This is a genomic window from Alteromonas sp. NFXS44, from assembly GCF_040148705.1.
Classification (GTDB): domain Bacteria; phylum Pseudomonadota; class Gammaproteobacteria; order Enterobacterales; family Alteromonadaceae; genus Alteromonas.
Genome location: NZ_JAGDEA010000011.1, coordinates 157,945 through 180,482 on the forward strand (window position 1 = coordinate 157,945; position 22,538 = coordinate 180,482).

The 22,538-nt window shown below is 47.1% G+C and carries 18 protein-coding genes; 14 read left to right on the forward strand and 4 right to left on the reverse strand.

The window, feature by feature from the left end:
* Positions 1-2: 2 nt before the first annotated feature.
* Complete coding sequence (locus J3369_RS14515) at positions 3-707, forward strand: VC0807 family protein (RefSeq protein WP_119502038.1); 705 nt, start codon at positions 3-5, stop codon at positions 705-707.
* A 137-nt stretch (positions 708-844) separates the two neighbouring features.
* Here J3369_RS14515 and J3369_RS14520 read toward each other — a convergent pair whose 3' ends face one another.
* A complete protein-coding gene (locus J3369_RS14520) occupies positions 845-2,188 on the reverse strand; it encodes an alkaline phosphatase (RefSeq protein WP_349588117.1) in 1,344 nt (447 codons plus the stop codon).
* A 118-nt stretch (positions 2,189-2,306) separates the two neighbouring features.
* Positions 2,307-3,266, reverse strand: coding sequence for a chemotaxis protein CheV (locus tag J3369_RS14525; RefSeq protein WP_349588119.1), 960 nt, complete (start codon positions 3,264-3,266; stop codon positions 2,307-2,309).
* Between the two features lie 263 nt (positions 3,267-3,529).
* Between J3369_RS14525 and J3369_RS14530 the strand changes: the two genes are divergently transcribed.
* The 4 genes from J3369_RS14530 (at position 3,530) to J3369_RS14545 (ending at position 9,826) form a co-directional block, all read left to right on the forward strand.
* A complete protein-coding gene (locus tag J3369_RS14530) occupies positions 3,530-5,125 on the forward strand; it encodes an isocitrate lyase (protein ID WP_349588121.1) in 1,596 nt (531 codons plus the stop codon).
* Between the two features lie 252 nt (positions 5,126-5,377).
* Positions 5,378-6,325, forward strand: a complete 948-nt coding sequence (locus J3369_RS14535; RefSeq protein WP_119502042.1) for a LysR family transcriptional regulator — start codon at positions 5,378-5,380, stop codon at positions 6,323-6,325.
* Positions 6,326-6,436: 111 nt separating this feature from the next.
* The gene (locus J3369_RS14540; protein WP_349588123.1) at positions 6,437-8,611 is read left to right on the forward strand and encodes a malate synthase G; all 2,175 of its coding nucleotides are present in this window, start codon (positions 6,437-6,439) and stop codon (positions 8,609-8,611) included.
* 348 nt (positions 8,612-8,959) lie between these two features.
* Positions 8,960-9,826 carry a PEP-CTERM/exosortase system-associated acyltransferase gene (locus J3369_RS14545; protein WP_349588125.1) on the forward strand — a complete coding sequence of 289 codons (867 nt, stop codon included), beginning with the start codon at positions 8,960-8,962 and terminating at the stop codon, positions 9,824-9,826.
* 24 nt (positions 9,827-9,850) lie between these two features.
* Here J3369_RS14545 and J3369_RS14550 read toward each other — a convergent pair whose 3' ends face one another.
* On the reverse strand, positions 9,851-10,867 hold the full coding sequence (locus tag J3369_RS14550) for an NAD-dependent epimerase (RefSeq protein ID WP_349588127.1): 1,017 nt from the start codon (positions 10,865-10,867) through the stop codon (positions 9,851-9,853).
* Positions 10,868-11,001: 134 nt separating this feature from the next.
* Positions 11,002-11,787, reverse strand: a complete 786-nt coding sequence (locus J3369_RS14555) for a S1 family peptidase (protein WP_349588129.1) — start codon at positions 11,785-11,787, stop codon at positions 11,002-11,004.
* Between the two features lie 121 nt (positions 11,788-11,908).
* Between J3369_RS14555 and J3369_RS14560 the strand changes: the two genes are divergently transcribed.
* The 9 genes from J3369_RS14560 to J3369_RS14600 all read left to right on the forward strand — a co-directional run bounded on the left by J3369_RS14560 (position 11,909) and on the right by J3369_RS14600 (position 22,535).
* The gene (locus J3369_RS14560; RefSeq protein ID WP_349588132.1) at positions 11,909-12,769 is read left to right on the forward strand and encodes a ThiF family adenylyltransferase; all 861 of its coding nucleotides are present in this window, start codon (positions 11,909-11,911) and stop codon (positions 12,767-12,769) included.
* Between the two features lie 154 nt (positions 12,770-12,923).
* On the forward strand, positions 12,924-13,676 hold the full coding sequence (gene pepA, locus J3369_RS14565) for a flocculation-associated PEP-CTERM protein PepA (protein ID WP_349588135.1): 753 nt from the start codon (positions 12,924-12,926) through the stop codon (positions 13,674-13,676).
* Between the two features lie 151 nt (positions 13,677-13,827).
* Entirely contained in the window at positions 13,828-16,437 is a 2,610-nt protein-coding gene (locus tag J3369_RS14570; RefSeq protein ID WP_349588137.1) for a tetratricopeptide repeat protein, read from the forward strand.
* Positions 16,438-16,519: 82 nt separating this feature from the next.
* Entirely contained in the window at positions 16,520-17,020 is a 501-nt protein-coding gene (locus J3369_RS14575) for a serine O-acetyltransferase (protein WP_232373377.1), read from the forward strand.
* Positions 17,021-17,031: 11 nt separating this feature from the next.
* Complete coding sequence (locus J3369_RS14580) at positions 17,032-18,207, forward strand: glycosyltransferase family 2 protein (RefSeq protein ID WP_303573005.1); 1,176 nt, start codon at positions 17,032-17,034, stop codon at positions 18,205-18,207.
* Positions 18,207-19,382 carry a hypothetical protein gene (locus tag J3369_RS14585; protein ID WP_349588141.1) on the forward strand — a complete coding sequence of 392 codons (1,176 nt, stop codon included), beginning with the start codon at positions 18,207-18,209 and terminating at the stop codon, positions 19,380-19,382. Before J3369_RS14580 ends, J3369_RS14585 begins: the two co-directional genes overlap by 1 nt.
* Before the next feature lies 1 nt (position 19,383).
* Entirely contained in the window at positions 19,384-20,367 is a 984-nt protein-coding gene (locus J3369_RS14590; RefSeq protein WP_349588144.1) for a polysaccharide deacetylase family protein, read from the forward strand.
* 2 nt (positions 20,368-20,369) lie between these two features.
* A complete protein-coding gene (locus tag J3369_RS14595; RefSeq protein ID WP_349588146.1) occupies positions 20,370-21,413 on the forward strand; it encodes a glycosyltransferase family 4 protein in 1,044 nt (347 codons plus the stop codon).
* Positions 21,414-21,416: 3 nt separating this feature from the next.
* Positions 21,417-22,535 (forward strand): glycosyltransferase, encoded by a 1,119-nt coding sequence (locus J3369_RS14600; RefSeq protein ID WP_349588148.1) that lies wholly within the window; start codon positions 21,417-21,419, stop codon positions 22,533-22,535.
* The last annotated feature ends 3 nt before the right edge of the window (positions 22,536-22,538 follow it).

Below are 22,538 nucleotides of genomic sequence, written 5' to 3' on the forward strand. Positions count from 1 at the left end.
ATATGTCCGGCACCACAGAAACCAAAAATCAGCAAAACCAGGGCTTCTTCGGCAACCTTGCGTTCAACATTGTTATCCCTGTTTTAATCATGTCTTACGGCAGCGGAGACGAATACCTGGGGCCGGCCTGGAGCATCGTTGCTGCCCTCGCCTTTCCAATTGTTTACGGCATCTGGGATTTAAAACAGTCCGGTAAAGTGAATGGTTTTTCCGTTCTCGGAATTGTCAGCGTTATCCTCACCGGCGGGATCAGTTTATTGAAACTGCCCGCCGAATATATTGCAATTAAAGAAGCCACCATTCCGGCGCTTATCGGTATTGCAGTTCTGGTGACTCAGTTTGGTAAAAAGCCACTGGTTAAAATGCTCATCCTGAACGACCAGATCATTAACTGGGAAAATTTAAACCGCGCGCTGGATGAGAAAGGAAAACAGGCAGAATTCAAACGTAAAATTGCTATCAGCTCTTACATTGTTGCCAGCTCCTTTTTTCTTTCCTCAGTATTAAATTATGTGCTGGCGAAAATGATTCTGGTCAGTGAACCCGGCACCACTGCCTACACCGAAGAACTGGGCCGGATGACGATGCTGAGCTATCCGGTTATCGTTATCCCGAGCATGATTTTGCTGGTGACTGCATTGTGGTATCTGTTTTCTCAGATTGGCAAAATTACCGGTGAAGACCTGGACAACTTTCTGAATCAGTAGATTTAAACAATGATAAAAAATAGCCGCAATTTGCGGCTATTTTTTTGCCTTGCCGGGGTGGCAGGCGTGTTTCGCATAAGCCGATAAATGAATCAAAGCGTACTGTGAAAATTATCACAGTACGCCTGTCATTCAGCTCAGCGGTTGTTCAGGAAGCGGAAGAATTGCTTTGCAATGTCAGTGTTATCTAACTGACCGGCAAAAGCGTCTGCTCCGGCACCGAATGCAAAAACTTCCACATCGACACCAGTATGGCCACCAGTGGTCCAGCCGGTATTCGTCTTCTTATCAAGGAATGCTTTCAACGCTGTTTCACGGGCCTCAAAGTCAGGCAGTGCCGCGATACTGTCTACCAGTGCACTGTCATCGTCTTCAAAAGTGAATCCCAGTTGCGCTTCAGCATACGCAGCCGGAGAGGCTTCACTGACCATGTTGACAGCAATGGATGAAACCGAAGCCTTCATGTTACGCAGGTACTCAGGATGCCACTCGTAAATACCGTCTGCGCCAATTGTCAAACCGCCGGTACTGTGATCAGCGGTAAGCACAACCAGTGTATCAGGGTGTGTTTCTACATAATTTTGCAGGTATTCCATGGTAACAGCCAGATCATCCATTTCCGCCATCGCAGAACCGATGTCATTGGCATGCCCTGCCCAGTCAACCTGACTCGCTTCTACCAGAAGGAAAAATCCCTCCGGATCCTCAAGATGCTTAATCGCATTTTTAGTCAGAAAAGACAGGCGGTGCGGGTTACTGTCATCCAGCGCAGCCGGCAATCCCACCGGTGCAAATAGTCCCAGCACGTCAGTGCCGGCAGGCAATGTAGCTAACTGGTCATAGTCATCAACATATTGATAGCCGTTATCTGCAAATAAAGCGGTGAGATCTCTGTCATCACGGGCGAAATAAGAGGTACCGCCCCCCAGCATGACATCGGCGACAAATCCGTCATTAATACGGTCGTCAAAAAAGCTGTCAGCGATGGCGTTGTAATTCTTACGACTTTCATTGTGCGCCAGATACGAAGCGGGCGTTGCATGATTGATTTGCGATGTAACCGCAACACCGGTGCGCAGACCCAGTTGCTTTGCTCTTTGCAGAACCGACTCAACAGATTGCTTGTTGGCATCCACCCCAATGGCACCATTATACGATTTTATGCCTGTCGCCAGCGCTGTAGCCGCAGCCGCAGAGTCGGTAACGTAACCGGAAACCGGCGCAGGATGCGTAGAGGCATTACCGGTAAGCATGTGATCAAACACGACATCTTCGATGTCAGGTGTTTCAGGATTATCAGCAAAATTGCGGTACGCCGTGGTGTAAGCCGGCCCCATGCCGTCGGCCACTACCATGATGATATTTCGGGGCTGTTGCTGTGCTGATGAATTTTGTGCCGCATGACCGGCACTATCGAGTTGCGCGCAGCCTTGCGCGAGGGTGAGCCCTACCAGAGAGCACACGCTTATTTTTTTTAGCATCGTCGTATCCACAGGAAAAAAACTGTGGCTAAGTGTAAATCACATCAGGACAAGCGCCAAACCCAAAGCCGTGAGTCATCAAAAATTCACGAAAGACTGTAATTTCATCGATTTAACGCTATGCCTTTGACTGACTGGTCAGGAGTTCGCGCATGCGTTGCTGCGCCACGTCAACTAACATATCCGGCTGAAATTTAGAGATAAACCGGTTGCAACCCACCTTTTCCACCATGGCCTCATTAAAGCTGCCACTTAAGGACGTATTCAGGGCAACAAATAAATCACTCATTCTCTCATCACCGCGCACTTCTGCTGTTAAGCGGTAGCCGTCCATTTCCGGCATCTCAGCATCAGTAAACATTAATAAGATAAGGTCGGACGGCCGCTTCCCTTCTTCAGCCCATGATTTGAGTAACGCCAGGGCTTCTGCGCCATTGTGGCATTGAAGGCAGGACAATCCTATCTGGGCAAGCGTATCTTTGATTTGTTTACGTGCAGTAGCGGAATCATCCACAATCAGCACCTGACGGCCGTGCATAGCACTGACAACCTGCTCATCAAGCACGCCGTCAGAGATAGAAATGTCGTAATCGATGATCTCAGCCAGCACTTTTTCTACATCAATGATTTCTACCAGTTCGTTCTTGCCGTCAATTTCAATCTGACTGATGGCAGTTAGGTAATTTGATTTACCGATAGTCAGCGGCGGCGGCTGAATATTTTGCCAGGATGTATTAACGATGCTTAATACATCACCAATCAGAAATCCCTGAACGGAGCGGTTATACTCTGTGATGATGACGTTATTAGCGTAATTCGTATCGCCACTATTTTTCATACGAATGGCGCTGCGCAGATCAATGACAGGAATCGAATTCCCTCTGTAAAGTGTCACACCACACAAATTGCCGTGAGATCCCGGCATCGTATTCATCTTCGGAACACCGATGACTTCTTTAACCTTAAACACGTTAATGGCAAACGCATGACGGGTCCCCAACCTGAACATCAGTAGTTCGAGGCGGTTCTCCCCCACCAGATTAGTCCGTTGATCGACGGTACTAAGAATACTGCTCATACTCCCCCCGAATTATGTTAATTACAGTAATGATAGGGGGAAAATAAAAATAATGCTTTAAGCAATTAGACTCAAAAAATGAAAACAATGCCGTAACCTTTCTGAAAGCCCAACAACAATCATTCACAGATATTATGACGAGAATGACAATTATATATTTACGTTATTCGAATTGCGGCACTAGGATGAATGTGAGCTAGCGAGAGCGCAGTGCAGCGTAATCGCCTAAACAACATATTTGAGTTAATTCGGGAGAGACCTCTATGTCGCAATATCAGCAAGATATCGATACTATTGCTACGCTTAAAGCCGCGCAGAAAGGAAGCTGGGAAGGTATTAACCCAGAGTACGCCGCACGCATGAAAGCACAGAACCGTTTCAAAACTGGTCTGGACATTGCGAAGTACACTGCCGCTATCATGCGCAAAGATATGGAAGAGTATGATGCCGACAGTGCAAGCTATACCCAATCTTTAGGTTGCTGGCACGGCTTCGTAGGTCAACAAAAAATGTTGGCTGTTAAGAAACACCACGGCACGACTAACAAACGTTATCTGTACCTCTCCGGCTGGATGGTTGCAGCCCTGCGTTCTGAGTTCGGCCCACTGCCTGACCAGTCTATGCACGAAAAAACCACCGTTCCTATGCTGATTGAAGAGCTTTACACTTTCCTGCGTCAGGCTGATGCCCGCGAACTGGGTGATTTATTCAAGCAGTTGGACGCAGCGAAAGCAAACGGTGGTGATGTTGCAGCAATCCAGGCGCAAATCGACAACTTTGAAACCCACGTAGTCCCCATCATTGCTGACATCGATGCCGGTTTCGGTAATGAAGAAGCCACTTACTTGTTAGCGAAGAAAATGATTGAAGCGGGTGCTTGCTGTATCCAGATTGAAAACCAGGTATCTGATGCTAAGCAGTGTGGTCACCAGGACGGTAAAGTTACTGTTCCTCATGAAGACTTCCTGGCGAAAATCAACGCTGTTCGTTATGCATTCTTAGAACTGGGTGTAGACGACGGTGTAATTGTTGCCCGTACCGACTCATTAGGCGCTGGTCTGACGCAGAAAATCCCTGTATCTGCCACACCCGGCGACCTGGCTTCTCAGTACAATGCATTCCTGGACACTACTGAAGTATCCGGTGCAGATGACCTGTCTGACGGCGACCTGGTAATTAAGCAAGACGGCAAACTGGTTAAGCCCGTTCGTCTGCCTAATGGACTGTTCAAGTTCAAAGCGAATACCGGTTTCGACCGTGTTGTTCTTGACTGTATCACTTCTCTGCAACACGGTGCTGACCTGCTGTGGATTGAAACTGAGAAGCCTCACGTACGTCAGATTGGTGACATGGTTGACGCGATTCGTGAAGTTATCCCGAATGCGAAACTGGTTTACAACAACTCACCGTCTTTCAACTGGACACTTAACTTCCGCCAGCAGGTATTCGATGCATGGCAGGAAGAAGGCAAAGACGTGTCTGCTTACGACCGTGCGAAACTGATGTCTGCAGAATATGACGACAGCGAACTGGCTGCAGATGCTGATGCGAAGATCCAGACCTTCCAGCGTGATGCGTCACGTGAAGCGGGTATCTTCCACCACCTGATCACACTGCCTACTTACCACACTGCGGCACTGTCTACTGACAACCTGGCGCAAGGTTACTTCGGCGACGAGGGTATGCTGGCATACGTTAAAGGTGTTCAGCGTAAAGAAATTCGTCAGGGTCTGGCGTGCGTTAAGCACCAGGCAATGGCCGGTTCTGACCTGGGTGACACCCATAAAGAGTACTTCTCTGGTGAAGGCGCACTGAAAGCTTCAGGCGACGACAACACCATGAACCAGTTTGATGTATAAACACACAGGTTCCTAACCTCTGGCTCCTTCGGGAGCCTTTTTTATATTCACCTGTTTTATTCATTTCACAGCCACAAAAATAAAACACCCGTTTGAAATCCGGGGTGCACTGGCAGCCAAACCAGGTCGAAAGTATCAGTACAACAGGCGAATAAAGCAGTAACAATCTGCGACTAATAGTCTATCTTACTTATCAGGACCAGACGCTTATAATAGCAACAGAAAATAATCCTAATTTGGAGCATTGAGAGCATGAATATAGCCAAAGTAGATTTGAATCTTCTGGTTTATCTGGATGTTTTGCTCAGAGAAGGCAGTGTTACCCGCGCCGCTAATCAGCTCAGCATCACCCAGCCGGCCATGAGTAACGGTTTAAAGCGGTTAAGAGATTTATTTAAAGATCCGTTGCTGGTGAGAACCAGCGAAGGTATGACACCGACTAAACGTGCCCTTGAGCTCCAGCCGGTCATCCGCGATGTACTCAGTAAACTGGAAAGCTCCATTCAGCCGGAAACCGATTTTGATCCGGCCACCAGCAACCGTACATTCCGGATCATGACCAGCGATTACGCGGAAAGCACTTTACTGCTTGAACTGGTCGGTCGATTGGGCAAGATTGCCCCGAACATCACCCTCGATTTAATCACGCCGAGTGACGTGACATTTCACGATGTGGAACAGGGTAAAGTCGACATGGCGATAAACCGCTTCGACGAACTGCCTCTTTCCTTTCACCAGAAAGTCATCTGGTATGACAGTTTCAGCTGTGTGCTCAGCGCATCCCATCCGCTGGTAAACCAGAAATGGGATCTGGACAGTTACTTAAGCGCCCAGCATATATGGGTAAGTAAAACCGGCTTCGGTGTGGGCGTTGGTATTGATCCCAATGAAGTGCAAAAACTTGGTTGGGTCGATGCTGAATTAACTAAACTGGGAAAACAGCGGGCGATCAGAGTCTTTACCCGCCACTATCACGCAGCACTGCAAATAGCTAAAACACAAAATCTGGTGGCCACATTACCGGGCAAAGCCGCGCGTCTGTTTAAGGACGATCCGGAAGTGGTAGTGAAAGATCCTCCTTTCGATATTCCGCCAATTGCGTTGAAAATGGCGTGGAGTGCCTTGCTGCATCATGATGCGGGCCATATCTGGCTGCGCCGTTTAATTGGTGAACTGGCATCTGAGATGAGTAACCTGTAAGTCATCTGCCAGCGAACATTCACCAATATTATGACAGCAATACAAACCATAAATTAAAAATAGTGTCCGCAAACCTCTACACTAACAACTCATTAAAGAGTAGAGGTCATTATGAAAGGGTATATTCAACACGGACGACTTCAGGTTGCTGAGGTTCTGGACACATTCATCAATGAACAGGCAATGCCCGGCGCTAATGTCGATAAAGACACTTTCTGGGCGAATTTCGAATCCCTGCTTGCAGACCTCACACCGCTTAATCAGGCTCTGCTGGATAAGCGGGATCATTTCCAAACCTTAATTGACGCTTATCACAAAAGCGGCAAGCCCGCTTCCGGCGACGACTATCTGAACTTTCTGCGGGAAATCGGATATCTGGAGAATGAGCCGGACAATGTCACTGCCACGACGTCCAATGTAGATGCTGAGATTGCCACCATGGCAGGCCCGCAACTGGTTGTGCCTATCAATAATGCCCGCTACGCGCTGAATGCGGCGAATGCCCGCTGGGGAAGTCTGTATGACGCGCTGTACGGCACCGACGTGATCAGCGATGAAGGCGGTGCAGAAGCCGGAACAACGTATAATCCGGCACGGGGCGCTAAAGTCATCACAGAAGCGAAACGATTACTGGACACCATGCTGCCGCTTGCTGATGCATCTCACAACGATGTAACCGGCTATGGCATCACAGACGGCACCCTTACCGTTTCCCTGAAAAGCGGCAATACCACACTGCAAACCAGCGAACAGTTCCTTGGCTTCAGAGGCAATTCAGATACGCCGGATGTACTACTGTTTGTTCACAACGGTTTGCATTTTGAAATTCAGATTGATGCCGCAAGCCCGGTGGGTAAAGCCGATCCAGCCGGGGTGAAAGATGTACTGGTTGAAGCAGCGCTGACAACGATCATGGACTGCGAAGATTCTGTAGCAGCTGTAGACGCTGAAGATAAAACACTGGTGTATTCAAACTGGTTAGGTCTTATGAAAGGCGATCTGTCGCTGACCATGGAAAAAGTCGGCAAAAAGATTGTCCGTGCTATGCAGTCTGACCGTGAATACACCACAGCAGATGGCGCAGGCACACTTTCACTTGCCGGCCGCAGCCTCATGTTTGTACGCAATGTCGGCCACCTCATGCGAAATGACGCGATTTTACTGGACGGTGAACCGGTCTTTGAAGGATTGATGGACGGTGTGATCACATCCCTCATTGCTAAACATGATTTACTGGGCAATGGTAAATTCCGTAACTCCCGTGAAGGCAGCATTTATATTGTTAAACCTAAAATGCATGGTCCTGAAGAAGTTGCCTTCGCTGACAGCCTGTTCAGCCGTGTTGAAGCCATGCTGGGCCTCGACCAGGATACGCTGAAAATGGGTATTATGGATGAAGAGCGCCGCACCAGTATCAATCTGAAAGCCTGTATCGGCGCAGCCTCATCACGTGTCGCTTTCATCAATACCGGTTTCCTCGACCGTACGGGTGATGAAATTCATACCTCTATGCAGGCAGGGCCATTCGCAGCAAAAGGCGCATTGAAAACCATGTCCTGGATTGCAGCCTATGAAAAAGCCAATGTACAAACGGGCCTGGCCTGTCAGCTTTCCGGCCGCGCACAGATTGGTAAAGGCATGTGGCCCATTCCGGATCAGATGGCAAATATGATGGAAGCGAAAATAGGCCATCCGAAGGCCGGTGCCAATACCGCCTGGGTCCCCTCTCCCACGGCTGCCACGTTGCACAGTCTGCATTACCATGAGGTCGATGTCTTCGGCCTGCAGTCCGGTATGCAAGAACAGCAATATAACGGTATTGCGGATATTCTTACGATCCCTTTAATGCCAGAAGATTCGTCTTTATCTGCAGAAGCTATTCAGCGTGAAGTGGATAACAATGTACAGGGCATTCTGGGATACGTGGTACGCTGGGTACATCAGGGAATTGGTTGTTCAAAAGTACCTGACATCAATAACGTCGGTCTGATGGAGGACCGCGCGACCTTGAGGATTTCTTCCCAGCACCTGGCCAACTGGCTGGTACATAACATTATTACGCCGGAACAGGTTAACGAATCCCTTGCCCGCATGGCAAAGCTGGTTGATGAACAAAATGCCGGCGACAGTGATTACATTCCGATGTCGCCGGTTCCCGACAACGCCATTGGTTTCAAAGCTGCGAAAGAATTGATTTTCGATGGTGTAAATCAGCCGAACGGCTACACAGAGCCCTTGCTTCATCAGCGCAGAAAAGATATGAAAGCCGCGCTGGCGGCAAAGTAAATTTTTACTTTCATTCCTGAACAGAAAAAGCCACGGCCGTGGCTTTTTCTTTGTGCGTCCGGCAGAAAACATTGAACCTGCGAAACGGACTCAGGAAGCAACTTACGGCGCGGCACGTATACAGTCAGATATCTGTTTGCCGGTGTCATACAGCTATCCGGCAACAACTTATTCCTCTCTATCCCCTGCCTCTGCTGGCTGTTAAGGATTTTCTTATGATAAACGCTCAACTATCAAAATTTGTTCTATAGTATCAATAGCGATATCTAACACAGCACTTTTAAGCTGTCACGTTGCACTATCATTGGTGTATTGTGACGTCAGCAGCAGTGAGAAGTTAAAACCATTATGGCTAAGCGTTCGATATTTGACACAATCAATAAAAAGTTCCGCCGTACCAGCGTAGGAAAGATGTTTTCCGGCTATCAGCAGCTCAGGGAAGCTAACTATATTTCCTCACACTTCAGTACGTATCTGGAACCCGTTCTGGCAGTGGATGATGCTCTGAGAGAGTCTGTCTACAAAATCAGGCATAACGTCTATTGTGACGAGCTTGCGTTTGAGCCGGTGAAAGAGTCAGGTCTGGAAACTGACGAATTTGATGCTTACTCAAGACACTGCATGATTCGCCATATCGGCACTCAGCAAATGGCCGGCACTGTGCGTGCAGTCAGACCATTACAGAATGATCAGCTATTACCCATTGAAAAGTATTGCCGCTCCTCTATCACCCGGAACGATTTGAGTCCGGATAATTTTAAACGCCACGAGGTGTGCGAAATATCCAGACTTGCCGTGCCCAAATACTTCCGACGACGTCGTTCAGATGACTTCGACGGTTCAGCAACCGGTGCTATCAACCCGGTCACCTACTCGGAAACGGAATTACGCTGTTTTCCTTTTATTGCTGTAGGTTTATATTTTGCTGCCGCCGCCTCGGCGCTGGAGTTCGGCGTGAAGCACGCCTATGTCATGATGGAGCCCCGTCTTGCAAGAAGTATGGGTTATGTAGGCATTAAATTTCAGCAGATAGGACCGGTAGTGGATTATCACGGGAAACGGGCCCCTTATTACATTAACCGCCCGTTACTTGAGGGGAGTCTGAAGCCGGGTTTTGCATCTATGCTTAATGAGATCCGGCTCAGTTTACGGGAACAAATTCCGGGGATGCCGGAAGAACGAGAAGAATATTTGCGGCAGTTCATCAAAGACTGATTCCCCTGCCGCTCCGCTTACGGGTTATACGTTGTAGAACCCTCTGTACCATCCCACAAATTTTGCAATACCGGTATCAATGTCGGTAGACGGACGATAACCGGTATCTTTGACCAGTGCTTCTACATCAGCGTAAGTATCAGGCACATCACCTTTTTGCATTGGCAGCATTTCTTTTTCTGCTTCCTTTCCTAACGCCTTTTCGAGAGTTTCGATATAAGTCAGCAGGTGTACCGGCGTCTGAGCGCCAATATTATAAACTTTCCACGGTGCTTTACTTGAGCCCGGATTTGGTGACTTACCGGACCAGGAATCATCCGTTTTTGCGTCGTTGTCCAGCGTGGCGATGACACCTTCCACAATATCATCGATATACGTAAAGTCACGGCGGTGGTTGCCGTAGTTAAACACCTTAATAGGTTTGTCTTCCAGGATCGCTTTGGTAAACAGGAACAGTGCCATATCAGGACGTCCCCAGGGACCGTAAACGGTAAAGAACCGCAGCCCTGTGGTCGGCAACCCGTACAAATGACTGTAGGTGTGGGCCATGAGCTCATTGGCTTTCTTACTGGCTGCATACAGAGATACCGGATGATCCACGTTATCTTCAACGGCGAAAGGCATGCTTTCATTGGCACCATAAACAGAGCTGGATGAAGCGTAAACCAGGTGCTTGACCTGATTGTGTCTGCAACCTTCGAGCACATTCATAAAGCCGACAATATTCGCATCAATATAAGCGTGAGGATTTTCCAGCGAATAACGCACCCCTGCCTGGGCAGCTAAATGAACCACCTTATCAAATTTGTGTTCAGCGAAGAGCGCCTCCATCGCAGCACGATCTTCAACGCCCATTTTAATAAACGTAAAAAGATGGCCGGAAGGTAAAGACGATACCCTTTCAAGCCGGGCTTCCTTTAATGACACATCATAATAATCATTCAGATTATCGATACCTACGACTTCATCGCCACGCTCCGTTAATTGCGCGGCAACAAATGATCCGATAAAGCCAGCGGCTCCCGTTACTAACACTTTCATATCGTGCTCCCTGAAATAAATGCTGCATGTTGAGCAAGATACTCAATCAAACTTCTAAAGCGACTACTTGTCACCATGACCACTAGCAAGAATGACTCCGCTTTTTACTTCTTAATAAAAATAAGCGCCTTTGCTTACAACGTTATCCCGTGCTTCTCAGCCAGTGCGTAAACATGCTTCACCGGAATGGCATAAGTGATACCGCTGGGCGAAGTAATTGCCGACTCTTTTGTTTTCTTAACGAACACTTTATTGATTACCCCTAACACCTCGCCCGTGGCCGCTTTGTATACGGGGCTGCCGCTGTTGCCGGGGTAAGCGGTAATATCAAGTTGATACACCATGAAAGGGTTGCGTAAGCTGTCCAGATAAGCTTGCGACAGTTGCGCACTGTTCGAAGCCGAGATCACATTAGGCGTATACGCGGCAACAATGCCTCTGTGTGTGGCCGGATACAATCCTAGTACGGCGCCAATGGGAAAACCGGTCATTGCGATTCCAGTACCATCTTCAACCACATCTGTTGCCGATAGCAGACTGACAGGTGGTAACTCATGGGCCATTTCCAGAATGGCCAGATCATGCTCTTCATCTTTATGAACGTGTTTTACCCGCGCAATTCCCATCTTACGGCCTTCGGGTACGAACACGACCTGGTTAAATTTTACATTTTCTTCTGTAGGAAATGCTGTGATCACATGATGGTTGGTCACTACATATTTTCCATTTCCGACAACGAAACCAGTCCCTTTTAATTGATGGCTAACGGTGGCCAGCGGCGCATAAAAGCCCACACCCACCACGGAAGGCTTCACCTTTTTTACAACCTCAGGTAATGCTTCTGCAAAAGCAGTATGACAAACAGGAAGTGAAGTCAGCACAATTGTCATGCTGACGAACAGCACTCTTATTATATTCATTCTAATGTCCCTATCAGGTAATCCGGCTTTTTTCTGATGATAGCATTTTACATGTCATGATATTAGCTTACCCTATAAAGGTTCATGACAAACTGCTTCGCGCAGGATAACCGGATAGCGTATGGATTTTAACTATGATGTGGCGTTTTCCAGAAATATTGGCTGGGTAACGCATGATGAACAAGCTTCACTGCGCACAAAACGGGTGGCAATTGCAGGTTGTGGCGGTGTTGGCGGACTGCATAGTCTGACACTTGCCAGACTGGGTGTCGGAAAAATTAACATCTCTGATTTTGACCAGTTCGATATACACAATATTAACCGCCAGTCCGGCGCTTTTGTGTCGACAAAAGATCAGGACAAGATTGAAGTCATGTCTGCTATGTTGAAGGATATTAATCCGGGAATAGAGATTGGCAGCTTTCCTGCCGGAATCGATGAAACGAATGTTGATCGATTTCTTGATGGCGTCGACCTTTATATAGACAGTCTCGATTTCTTCGCCCTGGCTGCGAGGAAACTGGTTTTCAGCCGTTGCTATGAGAAAGGTATACCCGTTGTGACAGCGGCACCGCTTGGCATGGGCGCAGCCCTGCTTTGTTTTATGCCCGGCAAAATGACCTATGAAGAATATTTCCGCTTTAAGGACAAGCAAACAGAAGAAGGACAATTAATCCAGTTTCTGATTGGCTTATCACCGGCGATGCTCCAGCGTAACTATCTTGTTGATCAGGATGCTGTAGATTTCCACGAGCAGCGCGGCCCCTCAACAGCCATGGCGGTAAACTTATGTGCAGGTATTGCTGAGACCTATGCGCTGAAGATTCTGCTGGGAAGAGGCAAAGTATTGTGTGCACCTTATGGCCTGCATTTCGATGCTTACAAGAATAAGCTCAGTAAGACCTGGTGTCCGTTTGGTAACCGTGGCTGGCTACAAAGATTGAAGTTCAAAATCGCTGAGAAAGTAGTTAGCGGAAAATAACAAAATTTGTGTCAGGGATTTTTACACGCAATTTTTACAAGCAGGCAATAAAAATAAAAAAACCAACAAATTCATACAGATAAAAAGTTGGCACACCACATGCTTTATTATCAGCGAGGCCTAACAGCCGAACGAATTTAATATGGAGATGGTTATGAAATTTAATAAAGTTGTAAAATCTTTCGCATTGACTGCTGGTTTGTTAGCTTCTTTCACAAGCTCAGCTGAGTTCATGGATTTCCAGGTTGACGAAACCCCTTACGGTGGTTCAGTACTGACTGCTGACAAATTCAACGGTGGTTACGTTGAAGAGCTGGTATTCAACGGTTCTGGCTTCACTACTGGTGCTTTCGCAACTATGTCTGCACTGTACGCTAACGAAGGTACTGACGTATACAAAGGTTCTTCATCTTACCTGAACTTTGGTTACAGTGTATATGCAATTCTGACTGCTGCTGGTAACAGCACATCAGGTACTTCTTTCAGTGCAACTACTGCTAGCCTGAAACTGTACATCGACGTAAACAGCGACACAACTTCAGACGACCTGTTAGCAGGTACGACTCTGAACGATGGCGACGATATTCTTATCGCTACTGCTGACGACGTTACTAATGCATACGGTAACTACGACTTTGCAGCTGGTACCGGTAACTATAACTTCGACTTCACAGATTTTACTCTGACTACTGAAGGTATGGATTACTTCGTGAGCCCTGTTCCGTTTTACTCTTACCTGACAGTAAACGGCGACTACGACAGTCTGTCTGACTTAGAGAACATCACTGGTGACGTTTCTGCTGTATTCCAGGCAGTTCCAGTATCTGTTCCAGAGCCTTCAACTGTTGCAGTTCTGGCGCTTGGTCTGATGGGTCTGGGTGTATCTGCTCGTCGTAAAAACAAATAAGATTGTTTTTACACTCTGAAAAAAGGCGACGATTGTCGCCTTTTTTTGTGTCTTCAATTTAAAAACCCCTGATACGTTTGCATACTTTTCTTTTCAGACGATACCCCGTAAAGTATTCACTCATTTTTAAATCCCGGATGTGCTGTATAGTATGGATATATTGAAACGAACCCGAATTGCCGCTTTTGTCACCGCAACGCTGCTCACCACCGCCTGTTCTCAAATGACTGTAGAAGAACGCTTAAATAAAGCAGAAGATGCACTTAGTGAAGACAATTACAAGCAAGCTATTGTTCATTTAAAAGCCGCCGTACAGCAATCCCCCACTGATGTTCGCCCCCGTATTGAATTAGCGAAAGTCTATTTTGATATTGGTGATATGGTCAGCGCCATTACGACCTTCGATAAGGTACTCACCCAACGCGGTGATATTAACGATTTTGCGGATGAGTATTTTTTATCCCTGTATTCCATGGCTGATCTGGATATTTTCGAAGTTACCTTTGAAGAGTTTAAGGGGCAACTCAACAACGGGCAGCGAATTTCTGCCGAACTGATTGCTGCCGTAATATCGGGTCGTTCAAGGTCGCAGGAACAGGTTGAAGAGCACCTGAAAGTCGCCAGAGAGTTGGCTAAAGAAAACGCAAGTCCAACAGTAAAAAGTAAAATTGATGACTATGCCTTAATTATCAACGGGTACTTGCTTTCGGATAACCCCGGCGACGTAACTGTTTTATCGGCATTGTCAGAAAAATACCCGGATGACTGGATGATCCGCTCACTGACTGCGGAAATTCTCCAGGCATCAGGTCAGTTTAAAGAAGCAGCTGAGAACTACGAAGCTTTGCTGGCACTTAAACCTTTCTTTGCCCAGCTTAATCTGAATATTGCAGAGGCTTACATAAAAGCGAAAGATTTCAAAAAAGCACAAACTTATGTAGAGAAAGTGCTTTCATTGTCTGCTGAACAACCGCTGGCGAATCAGCAAATGGCAATTATTGCTCTATCTGAGCACGATTTTGAAAGTGCCGCCAGACACATTGATATATCACTGAACCAGAATATGGTGAATATGACATCCGTGTATATTGCAGGGATCTCACATTTCCAGATCGGGAACTACGAGCAGGCACTTTCCTACCTGGAAAAGGTCGTCGACAAATTTCCTCCCAATCATCCGGGCCTGCAAATGTATATTGCAGCAAAATTATCTGCCGGTGACACGCTGGACAGTTACTCTTTATACAAGAAGTATCCGTCACTAGTTACCAGCAATACCCGTCTGGCGACAAAAGCGGCTTCAGCGCTGATCTTCTCCGGAGAAAGAAATAAAGCCGCCGAAATCCTTTCCAACGTCAAAAATGATGCTTTTCAAAATCCGGTGCAGCAACAGCAACTCGGCCTGTTAAAGCTGTCTGTGGGTGACAGTGACGGCGAAGATTTACTGGAAACATCATCGCAACAAATCGTGAAAGATGCAGCGGAAGGTAACAGTACACAATCTAAGTTGTTCCTGGTCGCCATGAAAGCCACTAACGGGGATGAAGAAGAGGCCCGTTCAATTATTAATGAATGGATTGAAGCGGAACCGGACAATGCCGAAAACTATCTGATTTCTGCCCAATTTGAATCATATACCGGTAACACAGATGCACTTGAGGTCTTGTATACTAAAGTACGTACCCTTGAGCCTGCTAACATTGAAGCGGCAAAATATTTTGCAGAAAAAGCATTCAGAAATGGTGATGCAGAAGAAGCCCTGAAAGCCTACAGCCGGGTACTGAAAGAACAGCCGAATGATCAGATTGCTTTAACCGGCGCCTATGTGTCTGCTCAGGCACTCCCTGATAAAAAAGCGACCTTCAAAACGATTGACAATATTTTATCGCAAAATAGCAAAACCAGTGCTTTCAGCACATTGTTTGCGGCTTTCCTCAAACAGGACTACAAGGAAGTGGTATCACTGTCCCGCAGTTCTATTTTTGGTTTCGGTGAACAACCCAAGGTGGATTTTCTACTTTCCCAGTCTTATATGTCGATGGGTCAGCCCCTGGCTGCTCTGGATGTACTGCGAAACTCTATAAAATCGGGTTTTGCAACTATTCAGGTTTTTGAAGCCTATGCTGAAGCCATGATGCAGGCTGAAGGTGGCAAGGCCGCATTACGGGCAATTAAAAATATGCCTGAAGGTGTGGCTGAGGCGCCTCAGTTACAGTTACTGAAAAGCCATATTCTGGTGAATGAAAAGCGTTATGACGAAGCCATGGCTATTATTGCAGGTTTACCGCCGGAGTTTGCTAACAGCGCCAGAGCGATGGAGATAACAGGTAGGGCACAAGCGGGCAACGAAGACTTTTCAGCAGCTATTCCAGCCCTGCAGGAAGCGTTCGATAAACTCAAAACACCTAAGTCAGCGCAGCTACTTTATAAAGCATTAAAAAATAACGGTCAGGATGAAGAGGCACTCGCTGTCCTGAAAAAGGCTGCTGACATATCACAGGGCTATGATGAAGCCGATTTGTTCTATGTCAGTGAGCTGGCTAAAACAGATAAGCAGGCAGCAATCAGCTTCTATGAGCAACTTGTCAGTACCCAACCTAAGAACTGGCAGGCCATGAACAATATCGCCTGGTTACTCTATGAAGAGAAGCGATACAGTGATGCCTATCAATGGATAATGAAGGCACTGAACTTACGGCCCAGTAATAAATCACTTCTGGATACAAAAAAACGTATCGAAGAAGCGATCAAATCTAAGTAAATCATTGTATTAAATGCGCCGGCGGGTAAGCTTCGTGCCGGCGAACGTTATTTCTGTTGTTACAGTAAAGGTTTTAAAGTTAGTGTTTGAGAAAGTAAAAAGTGATCTGCGATATAAACAGGCAGTGTTTGCTGATGACGGTGCGCATTTATCTTTGCCCCGGTTACTGTTAACCGACGGTACCAGTGCAACTCTCCTGTTCAGAATGTCTCACCGCTGTCGCCACGGTATTTTAAGTCCTGCAGGTCTGTTGCTTCAAATGCTGAATAAGTGGATTAACGGCTGTGTCATTGGCGTGAAAGCTGAGTTTGGCCGTGGCCTTGTCATCATGCACCCCGTGGGTGTAGTCATTAACAGTAAAGTCAAAACCGGTGACCGTGTTGTTATCGAAAGTGGCGTAGTGATTGGCGATGAAAAAGGTCAGTCACCGGTTATCGGCAACGACGTATTCATCGGCACCGGAGCAAAAATTATCGGTGGGGTAACCATCGGCGATAATGTGAAAATTGGCGCTAATGCTGTAGTGGTTAAAGACATCCCTTCCGGCTGCACTGCGCTGGGCATTCCTGCGAAGCCCCGTTGATGAGTACAACTATGGAATTCATTTTCTGGCTAAGTATAGTCGCCATTCTTTACACCTACCTGATTTATCCTGTGATATTACTTGCTGTCAGCAGTTTTCATCAGGCAATTAAAGACACCCGTTTTGTGCTGAGTAAACAGGGCCGCAGAAAGCGCGAAGCCGATTTACCTGATGTCACTATCGTCATCGCTGCATTTAACGAAGAGAAGTGCATAAAGGCGCGTATTGAGAACCTTCTGGAACTGGATTACCCGACGGACAAGCTACAGATCCTCATAGGTTCAGACGGCAGCACAGACGGCACCAATGATATTTTGACATCATTCTCTGCTCCCTGTCTGGAAACCGTAGTATTTGAGCAGAACCGTGGAAAAATCAATGTTCTGAACGATTTGATGACACGGGTATCGACACCTGTCACAGTTTTCTCTGATGCGAATACGTTTTTTCAGTCCGATGCTGTCAGAAAGCTGGTCGCGGACTTCCGTGAGGAGCAAGTTGGCGGTGTATGCGGAGAACTGGAACTTGTAGATGCCTTTTCCGGAAAAAATAAAGACAGTTTGTACTGGCAATACGAGCAGGTACTCAAGTTTCACGAGTCCCGTATCAATGCCATGCTGGGAGCGAATGGCGCTATATATGCTATCCGTACAGCACTGTATGAGCCGTTACCGGAAAATACTATCATTGATGATTTCTGCGTGTTTATGGGTATTGCCAGACAGGGCTATAAACTGACCTATAACCCTGAAGCGCGGGCCACGGAAGAGATTGCGCCTAACCTTGAAGAAGAGGCCGGACGTCGCATCAGAATTGGCGCAGGCAATTACCAGGCGATGATGCGCCTGACCTGGGCACTGAACCCGTTAGCTGGCACCCGGTGCTTCAGTTATATCAGTCACAAAATCTTACGCTGGTTTGTGCCGCATTTTATGCTTGTCGCATTGGTAAGCGGTGCGCTGCTGGCATTCACAAGTCCTCTGTACGGTGTGCTGTTTGCCAGCCAGGTACTTTTTTATTTTACATATTATTATGGCCTGACATTAAATGATGATAAGAAAGGCAAGTTAGCCAGCATAATTAAACTGGTCACCTTTTTTGTTTCTATGAATATTTCCCTCGGCCAGGGCTTCATCCGATTTTTAACTTCTAAACAGTCTGCAACCTGGAAAAGTACGGCACGCTAATGATCACCTATATTGTTCTCGCTCTCATTGTTCTGATATTAATTGCTGCCGGTTTGGGTACCGCGCTGATTTATCAAAAAGATATGCAGACCTGGATCCTGGGATACTGGAAAAATGCATTCTTCTCTTCTAAGCCGGAAGTCAAAGGTACAACCCACGTGATGTTTTGTTTCGTAGACCACTACGAACCCCAATGGCTGAATAAGGATAACATTGAACTGGAGCGTGCCCGGGTTGACCGCTGGATGCAGGACTACCCTGTTATGGCGTCCAAATTTACCGATGCCGATGGTTATCACCCTAAACATTCTTTCTTCTTTCCGGAAGAAGAGTACCGGGAAGAGCATCTGGACAAGCTTTCTGACTTATGTGCCCGCGGGTTTGGTGAAATCGAAATTCACCTCCACCATGAAGATGATACCAGTGACAACCTGCGCACCGTGTTATCAAACTTCGCGCAAACGCTGCATGAGAAACATGGTGCACTGGCAACCGATCCGGTAACCGGCAAACCTGTCTATGCATTTATTCATGGAAACTGGGCGCTGGATAACTCTCATCCCCATGGTCACTGGTGTGGTGTGAATGATGAACTCATTGTACTGAAAGAAACCGGCTGTTATGTGGATATGACTTTCCCGTCGCCGGACGCTACACAGCCCGCATTAACCAACTGCTTCCACTACGCGAAAGACGATCCGGCTAAACCTAAGTCTTATAATTCCGGAAAGCTGATGAAGACCGGTGGTGAGGCCTGGGGCGATCTGCTTATAATGCAAGGCCCGATGGGCTTTAACAAAGAAGCCTTCAAGTTCGGTATTTTACCTAAAATTGAACGTGCGGATATCAGGGACAACTGTCGTCCGACTCTTGGCAGAGTAGATAACTGGGTAGATAAGCATATCCACGTTGAAGGCCGTCCTGAATGGATTTTCATTAAGATCCATACCCACGGAGCCCAGGACACAGACATGGGCGCCCTGCTGGGCGAACCGGTTGAAATAATGCACCGTCACCTGAATGAAAAGTATAATGACGGTGAAAAATATAAGCTGCACTATGTCAGCGCCCGTGAAATGTATAATATTGCTAAAGCGGCGGAAGCCGGGAAGCAAGGCGACCCGAACGACTACCGTGACTTTATATTGAAGAAGCCTGCATTTAAAAGGATTTAACGTGCTCGCGAAACGGATACAATCCAAGCTTGAGTCTATGATAGGTGTTTCAGCTTTTCGCTGGAAACACCTGCCGGACGGTGTATATGTACTTAACTTACACCGTATCGGCGATATGACGACCAGCAAACTCGATCCGAATGTATACTCCTGCTCCGCTGAGAACCTGCATAAACACCTGAGTTTTTTGCAGGAGTGTTTCACAATCATCAGCCTGGCGGAATTAAACCAGTTAATATCAACCAGTCCAAAACCGGACAAACGTTACTTACTGGTTACATTCGACGACGGCTACAAAGATAATTTTGAGCTGGCTTACCCTATTCTGAAGTCGCTGAATATTCCTGCCGTATTCTTTATTGCCACCGGACTCATTGAAAATAACGAACTCCCCTGGTGGGATAAAGTCGCGTATCTTATTCAGCGCTCACATATTCAGAAAATCAAACTACCCGGCTGGGAAGAGACGGTTGAGTTCAAAACTAACCCGCAAATCTTTATCCGGTTAATTCTGAATCAGATTAAGCGCTGCGCTGCCCCTATTGGCGAACAAATTAAAGAGCTGGAAGATTTTGTCGGTATGCCCTCCCCTTATCCGGATGCAGAGTTTATGTCCTGGGATGATGTCATTAAGTTAAGTAATAATGGTATGGATATCGGCGCCCATTCTCACAGTCATGACATACTCGCCAAACTCAGTGACGATCAGATGCTGTTTGAGCTCAGTCACTCCAAAGCAATTCTGGAAGAAAAACTAGGAAAACCGGTAAAAGCATTCAGTTATCCCGTTGGCAGCAAGAACACCTACAACGATTGCGTAATTGAGGCGCTTAAAGATAACGGATATGAAATCGCCTTCAACTTTCATCCCGGCGTCAATGTAAATCTGGCAAAGAACCGCTATGACCTCTGTCGTTTCCCCATTGAATATATGATGGATGACGAAGCACTTAAGAAAATGCTGACCTACGCAAAGCGGATATAGCCATGACAAACCCCAGAATCCTTCATTGCGTGAGCAGCCTTCAGGTCGGCGGCGCAGAAAAGTGCGCGGTTAATTTATTAACGTGTCAGCACGCTCTCGGTTATAAAGTGGCTGCACTGAGCTTTGGCAAACCGGCAGAGCCTTTTCAGTCAGTGCTGGAAAGCCGTGGGATCCGCGTAATTAATAATAATGAGAGCATTATCCGCCGGCTGGTCAGAACGGTCCGGATCCTGAAAGGATTCGATGTGATACATATTCACTCTCCGGCTGTGATCCGCGCCTTTATGCCTGTTTTCCCTTTTCTTATGGGTAAAAAAGTCTTGTACACCCATCACGGTGAAGACTCCCCGGATCAAAAGGGTATGCGCCTCAGTCACTGGCTTGCAGCGCTTTATATAAATAAAGACTTCGCTGTATCAGAGAAAGTTAAACTAAGCGTAAAACAGCGCTATAACTGGGAACCCGCCAGAACAGACGTTATTCCTAATGGTGTATTATTAAGCAAGGGCGACATTACCGCACCTGCTACACCGTTTAAGTTTGCTTGTGTTGCCCGGATGGTTCCCCTGAAGCAGATTGATAAAGTGGTCACCGCATTTGCACAGGCTGATATACCGCAATCTGAATTACATTTATTTGGTGACGGACCGGAAAGGCCGGCGGTGGAAGCTGCTGTGGCAAAACACAATTTACAACATCGTGTTGTTCTGCATGGAAATGTTCTGGATGAAGATGAGATATACCGGCATGTGGATTGTCTGGTGATCAATTCAACCACTGAAGGGCTTCCAATGGCCCTTATTGAAGCGCTGGCAAGAGGAAAGCCAGCCATTTCAACATCGGTAGGTGAAATACCGAATCTCGATAAACGCTATCATTTTTGCCTTTTCAGTAAAGACGACACAGCCGCTCTCAGCGAAGTCATGAAAACCATGGCCTCCAGTCCTGAACAATGGCAAATGCTCGCCAGAAACGGTAAACAACTCGTGGAAGAGTCCTATTCTATAGAACAGGTATCCCGAACTTATTTGAACACAGTCAGTTAATCCATGCAGAAAGAACACATTGTTTATTTTACCAATCTGTACCCACTCCCCTGGGAGCCGGCGCGGGCCGCTTACAATAAGCAAATCGTATCAGCGTTAAGAATGCACTGCGATGTGGATGTACTGACACCGGTGCCGGCTCCTGTGTGGTTCCGGCAGCTTTTGAAAGGTAAACTGAAAAACTCAGAAGCCACTCTGTTTCCTTTTTTCTTTCTGCCCGGCTTTGGACGGCGTACCTACGCATTGACCCTGTTCCTGTCCATGCTCTTATGTGTATATCCCCTTGTCAGACTGATAAGGGCAAAACATATCGTTGCCAGTTGGGCATATCCTGAAGGCGTCATCGCCAGCCTGTTCAAAAAATGGGGAAATCGTAAAGTCGCCATTCATTGCGTGGGCACAGATATCAATTATCACTTCCGGCACTCTGCCAGACAAAAACAGATGCTGCGTGCATTTGACCGTGCAGATGAAGTGATAACGGTCAGTCGCGATCTTGCCGGGAAAATCGTTCCTCTGGCTACGGCGTCTACCCGCTGCAACGTGGTTTACAACGGCGTCAGCTTCGATAAATTCACCTTGAGTGATGCCACAACCCACAGTAAGTCGTTCCTGTTTATAGGCAACCTGCTGACGACAAAAGGGGTGTATGAACTGGCCGGTGCCGCAACTCTCCTGAAAGCCAGAGGTCTTGATTTTACCCTTGATATTGTCGGTAAAGGGCCTGAGAGCGATAAGCTTAAAGCACAAATCAGCAGCAATAACCTTGATGATATCGTTACTTTTCATGGTGCTGTTCTGCACGACGATATTCCGGCTCTTCTGGCGAACGCGAGAGCCCTTGTATTGCCAAGTTACCGTGAAGGGGTGCCTAATGTCATCATGGAATCCCTGGCGGCAGGCGTGCCACCTGTTGCCACCGCAGTAGGCGGGATCCCTGAAATTGTCCGTGACGGAGAAAACGGCATCCTGGTGCAGGAGCTCAATGCTTCAACGCTGGCTGATGCTATGCAAAAAGCGCTGGAGAAAGACTGGGATAACGCTGCCTTGCGTCATTCTGTGTCAGAGTACACATGGGAAAATTGCGCGCAGGGCTTCCTCAGCGCGCTTTCAATACGGTGAGTT

Coding starts and splice junctions, on each gene's coding strand:
- J3369_RS14525 (WP_349588119.1), bottom strand. CDS start 3,266: ATGAGCAGTATTCTTAGTACCGTCGATCAACGGACTAATCTGGTGGGG.
- J3369_RS14580 (WP_303573005.1), top strand. CDS start 17,032: ATGGAATTCATTTTCTGGCTAAGTATAGTCGCCATTCTTTACACCTAC.
- J3369_RS14560 (WP_349588132.1), top strand. CDS start 11,909: ATGGATTTTAACTATGATGTGGCGTTTTCCAGAAATATTGGCTGGGTA.
- J3369_RS14520 (WP_349588117.1), bottom strand. CDS start 2,188: ATGCTAAAAAAAATAAGCGTGTGCTCTCTGGTAGGGCTCACCCTCGCG.
- J3369_RS14515 (WP_119502038.1), top strand. CDS start 3: ATGTCCGGCACCACAGAAACCAAAAATCAGCAAAACCAGGGCTTCTTC.
- J3369_RS14550 (WP_349588127.1), bottom strand. CDS start 10,867: ATGAAAGTGTTAGTAACGGGAGCCGCTGGCTTTATCGGATCATTTGTT.
- J3369_RS14585 (WP_349588141.1), top strand. CDS start 18,207: ATGATCACCTATATTGTTCTCGCTCTCATTGTTCTGATATTAATTGCT.
- J3369_RS14570 (WP_349588137.1), top strand. CDS start 13,828: ATGGATATATTGAAACGAACCCGAATTGCCGCTTTTGTCACCGCAACG.
- J3369_RS14545 (WP_349588125.1), top strand. CDS start 8,960: ATGGCTAAGCGTTCGATATTTGACACAATCAATAAAAAGTTCCGCCGT.
- pepA (WP_349588135.1), top strand. CDS start 12,924: ATGAAATTTAATAAAGTTGTAAAATCTTTCGCATTGACTGCTGGTTTG.
- J3369_RS14535 (WP_119502042.1), top strand. CDS start 5,378: ATGAATATAGCCAAAGTAGATTTGAATCTTCTGGTTTATCTGGATGTT.
- J3369_RS14530 (WP_349588121.1), top strand. CDS start 3,530: ATGTCGCAATATCAGCAAGATATCGATACTATTGCTACGCTTAAAGCC.
- J3369_RS14540 (WP_349588123.1), top strand. CDS start 6,437: ATGAAAGGGTATATTCAACACGGACGACTTCAGGTTGCTGAGGTTCTG.
- J3369_RS14555 (WP_349588129.1), bottom strand. CDS start 11,787: ATGAATATAATAAGAGTGCTGTTCGTCAGCATGACAATTGTGCTGACT.
- J3369_RS14595 (WP_349588146.1), top strand. CDS start 20,370: ATGACAAACCCCAGAATCCTTCATTGCGTGAGCAGCCTTCAGGTCGGC.
- J3369_RS14600 (WP_349588148.1), top strand. CDS start 21,417: ATGCAGAAAGAACACATTGTTTATTTTACCAATCTGTACCCACTCCCC.